This is a genomic window from Streptomyces sp. NPDC015131, from assembly GCF_043079975.1.
Lineage (GTDB): Bacteria > Actinomycetota > Actinomycetes > Streptomycetales > Streptomycetaceae > Streptomyces.
Genome location: NZ_JBIBVB010000006.1, coordinates 82,628 through 96,410 on the forward strand (window position 1 = coordinate 82,628; position 13,783 = coordinate 96,410).

17 protein-coding genes, 1 tRNA gene and 2 pseudogenes are annotated in these 13,783 nt (G+C 69.6%); 3 read left to right on the forward strand and 17 right to left on the reverse strand.

Annotated elements, in window-relative coordinates; all coding sequences use genetic code 11:
* Positions 1–12: 12 nt before the first annotated feature.
* The 7 genes from ACF08D_RS23560 to ACF08D_RS23590 all read right to left on the reverse strand — a co-directional run bounded on the left by ACF08D_RS23560 (position 13) and on the right by ACF08D_RS23590 (position 3,743).
* Positions 13–561: a GGDEF domain-containing protein gene (locus tag ACF08D_RS23560; RefSeq protein WP_392224896.1), complete on the reverse strand. Its 549-nt coding sequence runs from the start codon at positions 559–561 to the stop codon at positions 13–15.
* Between the two features lie 5 nt (positions 562–566).
* Entirely contained in the window at positions 567–806 is a 240-nt protein-coding gene (locus ACF08D_RS23565; RefSeq protein ID WP_392224898.1) for a hypothetical protein, read from the reverse strand.
* 1 nt (position 807) lies between these two features.
* On the reverse strand, positions 808–1,104 hold the full coding sequence (locus ACF08D_RS23570; RefSeq protein ID WP_392224900.1) for a SpdD protein: 297 nt from the start codon (positions 1,102–1,104) through the stop codon (positions 808–810).
* 14 nt (positions 1,105–1,118) lie between these two features.
* Positions 1,119–1,304 carry a mobile element transfer protein gene (locus ACF08D_RS23575; protein ID WP_392224902.1) on the reverse strand — a complete coding sequence of 62 codons (186 nt, stop codon included), beginning with the start codon at positions 1,302–1,304 and terminating at the stop codon, positions 1,119–1,121.
* A 19-nt stretch (positions 1,305–1,323) separates the two neighbouring features.
* The gene (locus ACF08D_RS23580; RefSeq protein WP_392224904.1) at positions 1,324–1,980 is read right to left on the reverse strand and encodes a DUF2637 domain-containing protein; all 657 of its coding nucleotides are present in this window, start codon (positions 1,978–1,980) and stop codon (positions 1,324–1,326) included.
* 81 nt (positions 1,981–2,061) lie between these two features.
* Complete coding sequence (locus tag ACF08D_RS23585; RefSeq protein ID WP_392224906.1) at positions 2,062–3,408, reverse strand: FtsK/SpoIIIE domain-containing protein; 1,347 nt, start codon at positions 3,406–3,408, stop codon at positions 2,062–2,064.
* Between the two features lie 2 nt (positions 3,409–3,410).
* On the reverse strand, positions 3,411–3,743 hold the full coding sequence (locus ACF08D_RS23590; RefSeq protein ID WP_392224908.1) for a hypothetical protein: 333 nt from the start codon (positions 3,741–3,743) through the stop codon (positions 3,411–3,413).
* A gap of 155 nt (positions 3,744–3,898) precedes the next feature.
* On the opposite strand from ACF08D_RS23590, the gene ACF08D_RS23595 reads away from it, so the two are divergent.
* Together ACF08D_RS23595 and ACF08D_RS23600 are read left to right on the forward strand one after the other, a co-directional pair.
* Positions 3,899–4,693 (forward strand): GntR family transcriptional regulator, encoded by a 795-nt coding sequence (locus ACF08D_RS23595; RefSeq protein ID WP_392224910.1) that lies wholly within the window; start codon positions 3,899–3,901, stop codon positions 4,691–4,693.
* The gene (locus ACF08D_RS23600) at positions 4,690–5,373 is read left to right on the forward strand and encodes a YdcF family protein (RefSeq protein WP_392224912.1); all 684 of its coding nucleotides are present in this window, start codon (positions 4,690–4,692) and stop codon (positions 5,371–5,373) included. The genes ACF08D_RS23595 and ACF08D_RS23600 overlap by 4 nt, the downstream gene beginning before the upstream one ends.
* On the opposite strand, the gene ACF08D_RS23605 is transcribed toward ACF08D_RS23600, so the two are convergent.
* Together ACF08D_RS23605 and ACF08D_RS23610 are read right to left on the reverse strand one after the other, a co-directional pair.
* Positions 5,346–6,257: a nuclease-related domain-containing protein gene (locus ACF08D_RS23605; protein WP_392224914.1), complete on the reverse strand. Its 912-nt coding sequence runs from the start codon at positions 6,255–6,257 to the stop codon at positions 5,346–5,348. The two genes, ACF08D_RS23600 and ACF08D_RS23605, sit on opposite strands and share 28 nt — an antisense overlap.
* A 670-nt stretch (positions 6,258–6,927) precedes the next feature.
* Positions 6,928–7,704 (reverse strand): DUF3800 domain-containing protein, encoded by a 777-nt coding sequence (locus tag ACF08D_RS23610; protein WP_392225580.1) that lies wholly within the window; start codon positions 7,702–7,704, stop codon positions 6,928–6,930.
* Between the two features lie 308 nt (positions 7,705–8,012).
* On the opposite strand from ACF08D_RS23610, the gene ACF08D_RS23615 reads away from it, so the two are divergent.
* Positions 8,013–8,112 (forward strand) — tRNA-Thr (locus ACF08D_RS23615).
* Between the two features lie 76 nt (positions 8,113–8,188).
* Here ACF08D_RS23615 and ACF08D_RS23620 read toward each other — a convergent pair.
* The 8 genes and pseudogenes from ACF08D_RS23620 to ACF08D_RS23655 form a co-directional block, all read right to left on the reverse strand.
* Positions 8,189–9,350: pseudogene (locus ACF08D_RS23620) on the reverse strand (tyrosine-type recombinase/integrase).
* Positions 9,350–9,541 carry a helix-turn-helix domain-containing protein gene (locus ACF08D_RS23625; protein WP_392224916.1) on the reverse strand — a complete coding sequence of 64 codons (192 nt, stop codon included), beginning with the start codon at positions 9,539–9,541 and terminating at the stop codon, positions 9,350–9,352. Before ACF08D_RS23625 ends, ACF08D_RS23620 begins: the two are co-directional and overlap by 1 nt.
* The gene (repSA, locus tag ACF08D_RS23630; protein ID WP_392224918.1) at positions 9,538–10,929 is read right to left on the reverse strand and encodes a replication initiator protein RepSA; all 1,392 of its coding nucleotides are present in this window, start codon (positions 10,927–10,929) and stop codon (positions 9,538–9,540) included. The genes ACF08D_RS23625 and repSA overlap by 4 nt, the downstream gene beginning before the upstream one ends.
* An 89-nt stretch (positions 10,930–11,018) precedes the next feature.
* Positions 11,019–11,336 (reverse strand): SpdD-like protein, encoded by a 318-nt coding sequence (locus tag ACF08D_RS23635; protein ID WP_392224920.1) that lies wholly within the window; start codon positions 11,334–11,336, stop codon positions 11,019–11,021.
* Positions 11,337–11,359: 23 nt separating this feature from the next.
* Positions 11,360–11,518, reverse strand: coding sequence for a hypothetical protein (locus ACF08D_RS23640; RefSeq protein ID WP_392224922.1), 159 nt, complete (start codon positions 11,516–11,518; stop codon positions 11,360–11,362).
* 13 nt (positions 11,519–11,531) lie between these two features.
* The gene (locus ACF08D_RS23645; RefSeq protein WP_150504141.1) at positions 11,532–11,726 is read right to left on the reverse strand and encodes a mobile element transfer protein; all 195 of its coding nucleotides are present in this window, start codon (positions 11,724–11,726) and stop codon (positions 11,532–11,534) included.
* A gap of 17 nt (positions 11,727–11,743) precedes the next feature.
* A complete protein-coding gene (locus ACF08D_RS23650) occupies positions 11,744–12,400 on the reverse strand; it encodes a DUF2637 domain-containing protein (protein WP_392224924.1) in 657 nt (218 codons plus the stop codon).
* An 85-nt stretch (positions 12,401–12,485) separates the two neighbouring features.
* A pseudogene (locus tag ACF08D_RS23655) lies at positions 12,486–13,743 on the reverse strand (FtsK/SpoIIIE domain-containing protein).
* Between the last annotated feature and the right edge of the window lie 40 nt (positions 13,744–13,783).

The following is a 13,783-nucleotide window of genomic DNA, read 5'->3' on the forward strand; positions in this document are numbered from 1 at the left end:
TCCGGGGGCCGCTTAGTGTGTGTTGCGCCTGCCGTGGCCCTTGGCCGCGTACATCGACTTGTCGGCGGCCGAGAGGGCGTCGGTGAGGGCGGGGAGGGGCAGGTGGGCGCGGTGGCAGTGGCCGACCGAGGCCGAGACCCGCAGGGTGTGGCCGTGGTGGGTGACCGGCTCGTCGAGCGCGGCCCGGAGGGCGGGAAGGCCGGCGGTGTGGCCGGGGTCGGTGACGATGGCGGCGAACTCGTCCCCGCCGAGGCGGGCGGCGATGCCGTGACGGCCGCACCAGGTGCTGAGGCGGTCGGCCGTCGCGGCGAGGACGGTGTCCCCGGCAGCGTGGCCGTGGGTGTCGTTGATGGCCTTGAAGTCGTCGAGGTCGACCAGGACCACGAGCGCGTTGGCGTGCCGGGTCATGAGGTGGTCGGCGCGGGCGGTCCATCCGGCGCGGGTGTGCAGGCCGGTCAGGGGGTCGCGGCGGGCGGTGGCCAGGCGGCGGATGAGCAGCCCGCCGTGCAGGGCCCAGCCGAGGGCCGGTAAGCCAGCGGCGGCGATCGTGACCGCGTCCATGCCGGTCACCGTCCCTTGCGCCGGTTGCGGGCGGGCTTGATGGGCGGGATGGCGTCGTAGGCGTCGCGGCCCTGCTCGAAGGAGGCCCGGTCGTTGTCGTTCATGCCGGTGGTGCCGAGCTGGCGGTGGATGCGGCCGATGGCCTTGCGGTCGCCGTGGCGCTTGGCGATGGCGTACTCGCGCCCCAGCTCGGCCATCTGCGGGTTGGACGGCGTGCTTTCGCTCTTGCGGCGGAAGAGGCCCATGTCAGTGCTTCCTTTCCTGGTTGATCAGGGACTTGAGGACGACGGCGCACACGGCGACGGAGGTGGCGGTGATGGCGACGGCGAGGAGCATGGAGACGAGGACGGCGCCGACGACCAGGACCACGGCCCCGCCACCGGCCACGAGGGCGAGCGCGCTGCCGGGGGTGAGCTGGACCGCCGTACGGGCGGCAGGGGCGACCGAGGCCGGGGGTGCCGGCACGGGGGCGGCCGTGTGCTCGGGCACGGTGTGGTGGGCCGGGGTGTAGGTGTCGGGGGGCGGGTACTTCGGAGTGAACACGGGCCGGTCTCCTTTCAGACTTTGCAGCGGTGGGTGCGGGCGGCGAGTTCGGCGGCGGCGCGGGTGAAGTAGTCGGCGGAGAAGTCGCAGCCGGGGGCGGAGCACACGGCGGTGTGCTTGGTTCGGCCCCGGCCGTCGTGGTGGGTGCCGACCTGGACGGGGCCAATGCGGATGACGTTGTAGAAGCGGTTCGGTCGCACGGGTCGTTCTCCTTTCGTGTCAGGCGAGTTGGTGGGCGATGGAGTCCGCCAGTGCGGCCGGGACACCGAGGCGACTGCGCAGGGTCGCTGCGTCGATCGGGGTGCCGGTCTGGGCGCGGTGGGCGTCAGCGACCTTGCGTGCGTGGTCGAGCAGCGCGGGCGGAACTGGAGCCGCACGAGGTACTACCGGCGGGGCCGGGTCGACGGGCGGCAGCTCGGGCGCCGGATCCGGGGCCCGCTCTACGGTCATGTCCGGAACGGGTTCGGGGCCGGGGCCTTCCACCAGGTCCTGGTCCGGTTCGGGCGCCGGCGCTGGTGTGGGTGCGTGGGCCAGGAGCGTGCCGCCGAGGAACGCGAGGGCGGGCCATCCGGCGACGAGAATCCGTAGCCACGGCGGGACGTTCTGCATGTCGAGCATTCCGGCGGTGGCGACGTTGGCGCCGAGGGACGCGATGAGGGCGATGGCGAACCACAGCCAGGCATCGCGGTTGCCCGCGTCGGCGCGCATGCGGCGCCAGGCGGCGACCAGCAGCAGGTCGACGCTCACCGGGTAGGCCCACGCCTTCCAGCCGTCCTGCCCGGCGGCTTGCGCCAGGTCATGCAGGTGGGAGAAGGACAGGGCACCGGCGATCACGGCCTGGATGAGTACGGCGTCGAGGCGGAGGGTGCGGAACACGAGGTCACCTCCTTTCAGGCATGGGTCGGGTAGGGACCTGGCGCGAGACGGTCACGCCGACCGAGGAGGGAGAGGGGGCCGTCAGTCCGTAGCCGGGATCGGCTTCACCAGCGACACCGGCTCGCCGGACTCGGCAGCGGTGGAAACCACCGGCCGGTACGCGGCCAGGCGCGGGAGGTGCGGTGTGCGGCGGGCGAACTGGGCGCAGATGGCAGCGGCTTCGGCCGCGCTGAGTTCGGGGGTGCGGATGCGGGACCAGCCGCCGGAGGAGTCACCGGCGACGGCAACGCCGGGCCGGTCGGGCGGGATCGTGATCACGGCCACCACGGCGTCCGGGGCGATGTCGCCCAGGCCCATGTCGGCGGTCTGCTTGTCGTTGACCCGGTGCACGACCCGGCCGGTGAGCTGGGCGCGCAGCGTGGTGGCACCCTTGCCCAGCTCGGAGCCGAACCGCTGCCCGCAGACCTCCAAGAAGATGCCGGCCGCGCGGGCCATCTGCCCGAGCCGGATCATTTGCATGACCATCCGGTCCCGGCGTTCCTCGTCCTTCTTCCCCGCCACCAGGAACAGCTCCGCGACCTCGTCCACCAGGACCACGACCGGCACCGGCCGGACCTTCTCGGGAAGCGCCCAGATGTCGGCGGCCCCGTGCTCGCTGAGCTGGTCGAAACGGTCTTCCATCTCGCCCACCAGCGCGTCCAGGACGTCGGACGCTTCTCCGGGCGTGACAGCCAGCGCCGACAGCCGAGGCGCATACCCGCGCTGTTCGACACCTCGCTTGCAGTCGATGCCGACCAGGGCGACGTCGAGCCGAGCAAGCCCGGCGATCAGGTTGCGCAGGTACATCGACTTGCCCGACTGGTTGGCCCCCAGCGTCAGCGCGTGCGGGACCTTCAGGTAGTCCCGGACGTATGCGGTGCCGTCCTCCCGCAGAGCCACCGGCACTGTCATCGGCCCGGACGGGCGGCGGCGCGGCATCTTCACCCGCCGCAGCACGTCGTAGCCGGTCATCCGCAGCTCCACGAACCCGGGCTTGGTCTCCACCACGTTCACTGAGTGGACGCCCCAGGCGTGCCGCAGCCGCTCAGAGGCCGCCATGACGTCGGCGGGCTCAAGACCGGCAGGCAGACGGAGCGTGACCCGCAGGCCGGTCGCCGAGCCCCGTACCCGGCGGATCTTCGGCGGCACAGGTGGGACGTCGCTGCGGCGGGCGACGGTGCGGACCATGAACGCCCGCAGGCGGGACGGCTGAACCGTCAGCCCGCACACGTCCATCGTGGAGCGGTAGGTGACCGCGAACCGCACCTTTGTCACGTGCAGCCCGGCCAGCGACCAGAACACGCGCGGGGCACGGACCTTGGCGTAGCCGAGACCACCGGCACCAGCCAGCGGGATCCCGACCTCGAATAACGTCGACAGGTCGGTCATGGTCAGGCCCCGACCGGGGTGACGGCGACGGCGCGGAACGAGATGCCGTGCCGGGTCTGGCCGTTGAACGTGTTCTCCCAGTCCCGGGCCTTCAGCCCGATCACCGACACCGGCATCCCCGGCGCCAGCCCCTCCGGAAGGCCGGTCTCCGGAACGGTCACCTGGTAGAGGTTGCCCTCACCCTCGTCCGAGATCAGCAGGCCCACCGTGGACAGCCCGGCACCGGTCTCCCGGTCCATCGCACGCTCACCGGTCTGCTTACTCACGAGCTTCGGCACGGGAGCCGTGGCGACGAACACCACAGCGGTCGACGTGTCTACCTTGAACGACGGCATTGGTTCTCCCTGCGTTGTCGGGCAGCCCAAAGAAGGGCCTCTCCGTTCGCTGTCCTAGGACTGCGAGCGCTTAGAGAGATAGTGACCCCGCAGTCCTAGGACTGTCAACAGTCCTAGGACTGTGTTTGACTTGTCCTTGTTGGAAGGGGTTCGAGATGGCGCCCAAGTGGCGAGAGCTGGCAGACAAGCTGGCTGAGCAGATCCGGAGAGGTGACTACGCGCCAGGCCAGCAGTTGCCGCACATCAGGGAGCTGGTTGAGGCGGGCGAGGGCTCCAAGGCCACCGTCCATGCCGCGTACAAGGCACTGGAAGCAGAAGGCCTGGTCACCTCGTCCCGTGGCCATGGCACTGTGGTGCGCCAGCAAGTACCGCTCAAGCGGCTTGGCATCGCCCGATACGACAAGGCCAAGTGGCGTGACGGGGACGAGGTGGCGTTCATCGCCGACCGCGTGGCTTCCGGGCGCGCGTACCGCCGCAACGAGCAGACCCAGACGGTGAGCCTTGTCGAGGCGCCGGCCGAGGTAGCCGCCGCGCATGGTCTGCCGACGGGTGCCCCGGTCTACGCCCGCGCGCGGTTGGTGAAGGAGGGCGACCAGCCGACACACACCCTGACCAGCTATTACCGGCCTGAACACGTTGAAGGCACGCGCTTGGTGGATCCGACGCCCGGTCCGGCCGGCCGAGGCGGCGGATTTCGCGTCCTGTACGACGCGGGCTACGAGATCGATCACATGAAGGAAGAGCTCTTCGCCCGTGCTCCGACTCCGGACGAGGTGAAGCTGTTGCAGCTTCCCCCCGGAGAACCGGTTGTCGAACTGCGCCGGACCACCTATACGGCTTCCGGGACGGTCGTGGAGGTCGCCATCGGTGTCCACGCGGCTTCCCGCTTCGCCTGGGAGTACGACTTCAAAGTCCCGGACTCAGCCGCCAAGAACGGGAACGAACAGTGATCTCGGCGCAGGACTGGGCGGACACGCGGCGGTTGTGGGACTACCACCAGATGGGACACGCTCTCCGGCCGTGCTCGGTCGCAATCGGACTCGGTAGCCACGACCTGGGGGTGGCCGACACCGCAGTCGAGCTGTACCGGCGCGGCTTGGCTCCACTACTCGTCTTCACCGGGGCCACCAGCCCGACAACGCGAGATCGCATGCCCCGGGGCGAAGCGGTCCACTACCAGGAGCGGGCACTTCAGCTGGGCGTGCCCAGGGCGGCCGTACTGGTCGAGCCGTGTGCGCGGAACACCGGCGAGAACATCCGCTTCTCCCGCGCGCTGCTGCAAGAAGCCGGAGTCGACGTGTCCTCCGTCCTGCTGATCAGCAAGCCGTACGAGGAGAGGCGGGCCTACGCCACAGCGCGCAAGCTCTGGCCCGAAGTCGAGATCGTCAGCGCTTCCGCGCCGCTGACATTGGACGAGTATGTCGACTCCATCGGTGATGCCCGTTTGGTCATCGACATGCTGGTAGGCGCGCTGCAAAGACTGCTCATCTACCCGGAGCAGGGGTTCATGATCGAGCAGCAGGTGCCCCACGATGTGATCGACGCCTATGAGCGCCTGTGCGGTCGGGGCTTCACAAGCCGCCTCCTCCGGGACGAGGAAGGTCAAGCTCTCAGCCAGACGCGCCGGTGACGAGCCACGGCGTACACGCTCTCCACTTGTTCCGGTGTGAGCCTGCCCGTGAGAGGGCCGAGAGCCGCGACCTCACGTTCCTGGTAGAGGCGCACGGTGTACTGCGACGTGGCCGCGCGATGCAGGGACGCGACCCCGACGAACACCAAGACCGGGTCCACCGGTACAGCGAAGTCGCAGTGCCGCCCCAGAACCCGTCGCACGTAGTCGGCTTCCGCCTTGCTCGCGGCGGCATACGGCTTCGGGTCCCCGCCATTGACTTTGGTCATCGTGTCGCCGACCCAGACCGAGGCTCCGCGGTGGGTCTTCGTATTGATGCTGAACACACCGCCGGGGCCGATGAGCAAGTGATCGATGTCGCCGCCGTTGCCCTTCTCGATGCCGTGGAGGACCCGCCAGCCGTGTGAGGTCAGGCGTTCCAGTTCCCGACCGACCTTCCGTTCACCCGCAAGCCCGGTGTACCAGCTGTCCCATTCGGAGGGCTGCCGCAACAACTTCGCCAACAAGCGCTGAGCCGTGGAGGGGCCGCGCGTTGCGATCATCCCGATGAGGCCGGCGCCGGGCGGATTCCTCGCCAGGTCATCGCTGGGAGAGGGGGGCGGGAGGGGTGCCGCCCGATTCTCATGGTGCCTTGGAGTTGAGGGCTTCTGAGCGGTCGGCACAGAGCGGGGCATGCTCGGAGCGGATGGCGCTGACGCAACGGTGACCCCCTCACCAAGGTGCCGTCGAAGCAGGGCTAACGCTTCGTCCTGGTACATCTGTTCCTTGATCGTCACGGCCTTCGTAGCTCGATCCGCCCATGCGACGGCCGTTCCGTTCGGGAGGTTTACGTAGAGCCGATGCTTGCCATGCCGCTTCCACCACTTCACCGTGAGATCGCTCATCGGTCGCCCCCCAATGCGTGCCGTCCCCACACATATGCCACCACCTGGCGGCCAGGCCGACAAGACCGCCTGGGGCGGAGCGAGCTGTTACAGGTTTCTCTACCTCATCAAGCACCCGGCTGCGCTCCGCTCCGCCGGGCGGGCTTCCCGGCTCCGCTCCGCGCGACGCTCCTGCCTTCGGCCCGCTCCGCGCGCGCTGCGCCGACGCCCGCCCCTACGGCTGGGATAGGCCCAAGGGCATGAGCCGAGCCCCAACGGCCCGCGGTTCCCTCCCCGTCACCGACATGCCTCCGGCGGGGGCGCTCCGACTCCGGGATGGCGGGGGCGCCGTACGCGGGTGCCGGCCGTGGAGGGCTGAGGCGGGAAACTCCCATCCCGTCTGCCATCGACCCAGGACAAGCCGAGCAGACACGGCACCGGGCGTCCAGGTCGTTCGTACAGTGGCGCGCTCCACCTGGACGCCCGGCACCGCGCCCGCTCCACGGAGTGTGGGTCGACGGCAGACGGGATGGGAGTTGGGGTGCTTGAGGTGGGTGCTGAGCGTGCGGCATGTGGACCGCCAGCTTGACTTGATCTCTCATTTCGAGTTGTATCGAGGTGCGGGCTGAACCTGTCCTCCTTGACAGGTGTAGGTCTGCGATCAAGGCCCTCCTTTACGGGGGGCCTCTTTTTATCGAGGCCAATGGACGATGCCGTCGGGGCGGTTTGTGGAAACCTCCGCCAAGGCGCGCGTTCCGAGTTCATCCCACATTCGCTCATTGCAGACTGCTCCAGCTTTCCCCATGGGAGGGACAATGCGCCGATACGCGGCGTAGGCGCAAAGATCGGCTAGCTGGATGAAATAAGAGTCGTCTGATCGGCGTGATATTGGGTCCTCAACGAAGAAGGGCGCCTGAACAGGATTGCCCCGGGCGTCCCAGCTGATCCTTCGAAAGGCCCTGTGAAGCGCTTTGATCTTCTTGTCGTCGCCCTCGTCGTGCACGAGAGCGATGGGCGTGCCCGACTGGTTCGACCGTTCGCGCATGCGTTGCATCAGATAGGTCCACGCTATTTCGGAAGGGTCGCGCGGTTTGGTCATTCTGCGCTTGTCGATCACAACGGCGAAGACGCCTGAGGAAACCAGGATCAGGTTTCTCATGTGAGTCTGGTATATGTCCCGGCGCTGTCCGTCTCCGAGTCCGTACCGTTTAAGGTCTCCTCGGCTTCGGAGGAGATAGTTCGCCTTGATTTCGTCGCGCAAACGTACGCCATACCGTTTGCCGATTAGGCGGCGCATTGCCGTCAAGACGTCGAGGCGTTGAGTCCATCCGTCGGCAGGCACCAGCACGCAAGCCAGTGTGTACGTGGCTGAGCCTCCAGACATGCCGGAATCCCCGGTCTCGTCAACGTAGGCCCACTCGAATGAGGGGCGCTCAGCCTGTGCTAGAAGCGACCCGACAGAGTCCATCCCATTAAGATCCACTATGACCCCCAGGCGATGAGGGGCAGCATAGATCTTGTCGGCGAGGGCCACCACCCATTCTCCGGAATCGCACTGGCGGTGCGGCGGGTTGGGAGCAGCAGTACAGCAGCCTTGCACCGCACCCGAGCAATCGGCTCTGTGTCTGTCAGTATCCGTCCGGGGCCCTGTAGCGGCCAGAATGGCCGTCGCTGTCCCATCCCGCTAGAGCTGCGGACCAGAAGGTGGCCGTGCCACTTCCGTGCCAGAAGTGGCGGGGAGCCACGGGGAACCCCGAGCAAGGGCGGTGCCCGTCCAGGGCATTCACTGGACGACGAGCTTGCAGGTCGCGGCTATGAGCCCCCTCCCGCTCTTGTAAAGCGGGGGTCGTCGGTTCGAACCCGACAGGGGGCTCCAGGCAGGAACGTCGAAGACCCCCAACCGATCATGGTTGGGGGTCTTTGACATCTACGGCTGACATCAACGGCGACGTTCAGGGGCGGTCGGGCCTGGGCTGCTTTCGCTTGAGGAGCCGGTCCATGTGGCTGATGGCCTCGCGCTGGGTGTCCTGGACGACGTGGGTGTAGACATCCATGGTCAGGCTGATCTGGCTGTGGCCCAGGATCTCCATCACGACGCGGGGCGCGACCCCGGCCGCCGTGAGGAGCGTGGCGCAGCCGTGCCGGGCGTCGTGGAGGCGGATGGGGCGGAGGCCGGCCGCCTCGCTGACGCGGACGAAGGAGCGGTGGACGTTGCGGGGCTCGACGGGACGGCCGGTGCGGGTGGCGAAGACGTAACCCGTAGTCGTCCAATTGGTGCCGACCGCTTCGTACGTCGCCTTCTGGCGCATCCGATGCCACCGCAGGGGAGCCAGGCACATGGCGGGAAGGGGGATCGCCCGGGAGCGACGTCCCTTGGTCTCGTCGTTGTAGAGGACCCCGCGGCGGCGCTGGACCTGCTGGCGGACCAGGAGGACGCGGTTCTCCAGGTCGATGTCGTTCCAGCGCAGTCCGACGATCTCGCCCCGGCGGAGCCCCATCGCGATGGCGAGCACGAAGGCGGCGTACAGCGAGTCCCGGCGGGCGGCGGCGAGGAAGTCGAGCGGTCTCGTCGAGAGACCATGGGCTGAGGTCGCGTACGGCGGCCCTGGGCGGTTCCACGAGCTTGGCGACGTTCCGGACGATCAGCTCCTCCCGGCAGGCGGCGGAGAGCGCCGTACGCAGCACGCGGTGGGACTCCTTGGCGGTGGCCGCGGTGGTCTTCTTCTCCAGCTGGAGGAGGAAGCGCCGGACGTCGGGGACGCTCAGCGACTCCAGCCGCTTCGTGCCGAGCAGGGGGGAGAGGTAGAGGCGGACGTGCGCCTCGTACTTGTCGTACGTGCTGAGCTTGCGGCGCGGCCGGACAACGCTGTCCAGCCAGTACGTCAGCCACTCGGAGAGCTTCGCCGAGCGGGTGGGTACGGGGGTACCGCTCGCGACCTTGTCGAGCAGCGCGCGGCGCTTGGCATCGCACTCGGCCCAGGTCTTGCCGTACGCGAACTTCCGGGCGCGGGTGCCGTCTGGCTGGAGGACGTAGACGGCGGCCTGGAAGCGTCCGTCCTTCCGCTGGGTGATGGTGCCGGCGCCGTTCGGGTTGCGCTTGCGCTGGGCGGCCATCAGGCGGCCTCCCCGATCTCGTACGAGATGAAGTCCCGGACGGCACCGACCGGGATGCGGCGCGCACGGCCGACGGTGATCGAGGTGAGGCGGCGCGAGCGGATGAGGTCGTAGATGGTGGAGCGTCCGAGCTTGAGCCGCGCCATGACCTCGGGCACGGTCAGCAGTTCGTCGGTGGTGGCGGTGGTCATGCTGCGGCTCCTTCCGGTGTCTCCAAGGCGATTTGGTCGCGCAGGGCTGCGCGGGCGGTCTGGCGGTTGAGCCGGATTCCGCGCGAGATGGTCGCGGCGAGGGCGGCCTCGCCGAGGCTGTGGCCGTGTCCGGCGTACTGCCAGGAGGCGAGGACGAGCACGGTGTCCGGGTCGGCGTCCACGCGTTCCTGAGCGGCGCGGTAGTCGGCGCGGATCTGGCGGAGGGCGCCGAGGGTGGTCGAGTAGCGGCGGGACTTGGTGGAGAAGTTGCCGCGGAAGCCGAGCATGTGGGCCCAGGCGGTGAGCTTGTGGTCCGGGTAGAGCGGGGCCAGGTCGAGGCAGGCCTCGATGAGGCGGCGGGGGTGGTCGGCCACGTCCAGGAGGTCGAGCACCTCCCGGTTGCCGATCCGCCGGTCGAGGCTGCCGGTGGTCTCGGCGGCTTTCGTGGCGTACTTCGCGACGTACGCGGCCACGGCCTGTTCGGTGATGTCGGAGCCGTCGCCGAACGCCTTGACCGGACGGATGTCGAGCTGGCGGCCCCATTGGAACCGTCGGAGCGGTTGGTCTCCGGCGGCCGGGACGGTGATGGTCGTGTACGCGTGGACGGCGGCGGCGCGGATCGCGTCGTCGAGGAGCCGCACAGTGGCCCACGAGGGCGGGACGGTGCCGGGGCCGTCCGGTCCGTCGAGCTGGATCACGGCGTGGAAGTGGATGGCGCCGCGCTTCTGGAACTCGGCGACCTTCCCGTACGAGACCCGTAAGACGTCCTTCAGCTCGCGCTGGGTGAGCCCGGCACGGGCGGCGAGTTCGCGCCGCAGCCGGTTGGTGAAGCGCTGCCAGAGCTGACCGGCGTGGTTGTTGAAGAGGACGGCTCCGGCGTAGTCGTACGACTCGGGGTCGAGCGCCGTGCCCAGGACGGGGTCGTTCTCCGGGTGGCGGGCGCCGCAGCGGCAGGCGCCGCGGTCGGGTCGGTTGTGTACGGGCCCGAAGGACGGAGCGGTCAGCGTGGCGAAGACCCGCGGGTGGTCGCGGACTGTGGTGGGGACGGCCTTGGAGTTGTCGCCGGCCAGGCCCGCGTGGATCAGGTGATAGTTGTCCCCGGCGTACGTGTGGGCGCAGGAGGGGCAGCGGGAGGCGCGGCGGTTGCCGCAGGCGATGCGGAGGCGGCCGCCGGGCTCGACCTCCGTGGAGTAGCGGCGGAGGGTCTCGCCGGACGTGCGGTCCTTGGCGAGGGCCCAGCCGGTCAGGTGCACCGGATCGGAGCAGCCGCCGGTGCGGTGCACCTGGTCCCGCCAGCGGTCGAAGTCGGGGGCGGCGGCGACTCGGAGGATGTCGTGGAGGGTGGCCGGGTCCAGGCCCGCCGCGGTGGCGGCGGTGCGCTGATCCATGATGGGTGTTCCTTCCGGTCGAGAGATCGGCGAGGGGTACGGCTCCCGGGCGGCGGATGCTTGGCGGTATCGAGGCCGCCCGGGGCCGGTCAGCGGCGCTTGGCCGAGGACGCGATCAGCGAACGGACGACGACGGCGCAGACGGCGACCGATGCGGCCGTGACGGCGGTCGCGAGGAGCATCGAGACCAGGACCGTTCCGACGACCAGGACGACGGCGGTGCCGGCGCCGATGACGGCGAGTGCGGTGCCGGGGGTGATCTGGACGGTGGGGCGCTGGGCGCCCGGAGCCGGGGACGTCTGCACAGGCTCGACGGCGATCGGCTCGACGGCGGTCGGCCAGACGACGGCGGGCGGGGTGACGAGACCGGCCGGCGTCGGCATGGTCGGGATCTTGGGTCGGAGCATGGGGGTTCTCCCTTCGGGTCGGATTACTTGGAGATCGCCGTGCCAATGACGGGGGCGAGCAGGCTGTCGGCGAGGAGGAAGCCGCCGAGCAGGATCACGGCGACCAGCCACCAGGGCGGGCGGATGAGCTTGATGCCGAGGGCGCCGACGACGATCAGGGCGAGCCAGAGCGGGACATCCACGAGGGGTATCCGTTCAGTCGGAGATGCGGCAGCGGTGGGTACGGGCCGCGAGCTGGGCGGCGGAGGAGCTGGAGTAGTCGGAGGACCAGCCGCAGCGGTCGGCGGTGCAGACGGCGGCGTACTTGGTGCGGCCGTGGCGGTCGCGGTGGGTGCCGATCTGCACGGGGCCGATGCGCATGACGGAGTGGAAGTGGTCGCGAGGGGACATGGCGTTCTCCGTTCGGATTAGGCGAGTTGGGCGGCGATGGCGTCCGCCATGGGCGCGGGGACCCCGAGACGGGCGCGCAGGGTGCCGGGGTCGATGGGGTGGCCCGTACGGGCGTGGTGGTCGTCGGCGAGCTTGCGGGCGTGTTCGACCAGAGCGGCAGGGACGGGCACGGGGGGTGCGGTTGCCGGCGCGGGCCGGGTGGGCTCCACCTCGGCGGCGGCTTCGGGATCGGGCTCGGGGACGTGCTCCGCCTCGGTCGACACGCTTTCGATCGGCTTCGGCTCGACCACCGGGCAGGTCTCCAAGGCCTTCGGCGGTGCTGAGTGCGCGAGCAGCGTGCCGCCGAGGAAGGCGACCGCAGGCCATCCGGCGACGCCGAAGCGCAGCCAGCCGGGTGGATGGGCGAGGTCGAGGAACCCGGCGGTGGCGACGTTCGCACCGAGCGAGGCGAACAGGGAGACCAGGAACCAGCACCAGGCGAGCCGGGACGAGCCGTCCGAGCGGAGCCGACGCCAGGCGGCGACCAGGAGCAGGTCGACGGAGACGGGGTAGGCCCAAGCCTTCCATCCGGTCTGACCGGCCGCGGCGGCCAGGTCGTGCAGATGGGCGAAGGACAGCGCACCGGCGATCAGGGCTTGGACCAGCACGGCGTCTACGCGGAGCTTGCTGGTCATGTCGGCACCTCCTTTGCGGGCATTCCGGGCATGGCGGGGTAGGGACGTGGCGCGATGCGGTCGCGCCGACCGGGTGGGGTGAAGGTCAGGCGGTGGCCGGGGACTCGGCGGATGCCGGGGCCGGAACCTTGGCCGGGTGCGTGAGCGGCTCGACGGCGGGCCGGAAGGCGGCGAGGCCGGGTAGGTCCGGGGTGAGGTGCGCGTACGTGTTGCAGGCGTTGACGGCCGTACGGAGCGAGGTGTGGGGCGTACGGATACGGGCCCAGCCGCCGGAGGCGTCGCCGGTGATCGCGAGGCCGGGCGACTCGACGGGGATCTGGACGGTGGCGAGCACGGCGTCCGGTGCGATGTCGCCGAAGGCCATGTTGGCGCTGGTCTCGTCGTTGACGCGGTGGGCGGTACGGACGCTGAGCTGGGCGCGGAGCATGGTGATGCCCTTGCCGAGTTCGGAGCCGAAGCGCTGCCCGCAGATCTCCAGGTAGATGCCGGCGGCACGGCCGAGCTGGGCGAGTCGGGCGAGTGCGGTGATGATCCGGTCCCGCCGCTTCTCCTCCTCCTTCGTGGCGAAGAGGGCGAGTTCGGCGACCTCGTCGACGAGGACGACCACGGGAACGGGACGGAGGTGGTCGGGCAGGTCCCAGATGTCGGCGGCGATGTCGGCGTCCGGGGTGTCGGCTGTGATGCGCTGTTCGGCACGGATGAGTTGGTAGACGCCTTCCATGTGTGCGATGAGGGCGTCGAGGAGGTCGGCGGCGGTGTCGGGGTTGTCGGCGAGGGCGGAGAAGCGACGGGCCAGGGGGAACAGCTCGACCCCTTGCTTGCAGTCGATTCCTATCAAGGCCACTTCCTGAGCGGCGAGTTCGGCGACCAGGTTCCGCTGGTAGACGGACTTGCCGGACTTGGTGGCTCCGATCGTGAGGGCGTGAGGGGTGGTGCGATAGTCGCGGTAGTGGACTGCGCCGTCCTCCCGCAGGGCGACCGGCAAGCGCATGGTCGAGCGCTCGACGCCCGCGGGCATCTGCACCCGCTTGAGCACGTCGTAACCGGTCATCCGCAGTTCGACGACGCCGGAGCGGATCTCCCGCGAAGCGACACCGTGCATGCCGAACGAGTGTCGCAGCCGGTCGCACGAGGTGGCCACGTCGAAGGCGTCCTGTCCGGGGCGGAGCCCCAGCCGTAAGACGAGGCCGGTACGGGTGGGCCGAAGCCGCAGGATGCGCGGGGCGCGGGGCTCCGGCACGGGCCGGTTGGCCATCCGGGCGATGGCGAGACGCCACCGGGGCGGAGGGAACGGTCAGCCCGCAGGCGTCCATGACCGAGGAGTACCGAACCAGGACCCGCAGGATGGCGAGCGCGGCCCCGAAGGCCAACCAGTACCAGGCG

What these genes read in the sequence shown, in the direction of transcription:
- ACF08D_RS23610 (WP_392225580.1), bottom strand. Translation starts at nt 7,704, where the DNA reads ATGGACTCTGTCGGGTCGCTTCTAGCACAGGCTGAGCGCCCCTCATTC.
- ACF08D_RS23605 (WP_392224914.1), bottom strand. Translation starts at nt 6,257, where the DNA reads ATGAGCGATCTCACGGTGAAGTGGTGGAAGCGGCATGGCAAGCATCGG.
- ACF08D_RS23645 (WP_150504141.1), bottom strand. Translation starts at nt 11,726, where the DNA reads ATGTCCCCTCGCGACCACTTCCACTCCGTCATGCGCATCGGCCCCGTG.
- ACF08D_RS23595 (WP_392224910.1), top strand. Translation starts at nt 3,899, where the DNA reads ATGGCGCCCAAGTGGCGAGAGCTGGCAGACAAGCTGGCTGAGCAGATC.
- ACF08D_RS23590 (WP_392224908.1), bottom strand. Translation starts at nt 3,743, where the DNA reads ATGCCGTCGTTCAAGGTAGACACGTCGACCGCTGTGGTGTTCGTCGCC.
- ACF08D_RS23635 (WP_392224920.1), bottom strand. Translation starts at nt 11,336, where the DNA reads ATGCTCCGACCCAAGATCCCGACCATGCCGACGCCGGCCGGTCTCGTC.
- ACF08D_RS23560 (WP_392224896.1), bottom strand. Translation starts at nt 561, where the DNA reads ATGGACGCGGTCACGATCGCCGCCGCTGGCTTACCGGCCCTCGGCTGG.
- ACF08D_RS23625 (WP_392224916.1), bottom strand. Translation starts at nt 9,541, where the DNA reads ATGACCACCGCCACCACCGACGAACTGCTGACCGTGCCCGAGGTCATG.
- ACF08D_RS23650 (WP_392224924.1), bottom strand. Translation starts at nt 12,400, where the DNA reads ATGACCAGCAAGCTCCGCGTAGACGCCGTGCTGGTCCAAGCCCTGATC.
- ACF08D_RS23585 (WP_392224906.1), bottom strand. Translation starts at nt 3,408, where the DNA reads ATGACCGACCTGTCGACGTTATTCGAGGTCGGGATCCCGCTGGCTGGT.
- repSA (WP_392224918.1), bottom strand. Translation starts at nt 10,929, where the DNA reads ATGGATCAGCGCACCGCCGCCACCGCGGCGGGCCTGGACCCGGCCACC.
- ACF08D_RS23565 (WP_392224898.1), bottom strand. Translation starts at nt 806, where the DNA reads ATGGGCCTCTTCCGCCGCAAGAGCGAAAGCACGCCGTCCAACCCGCAG.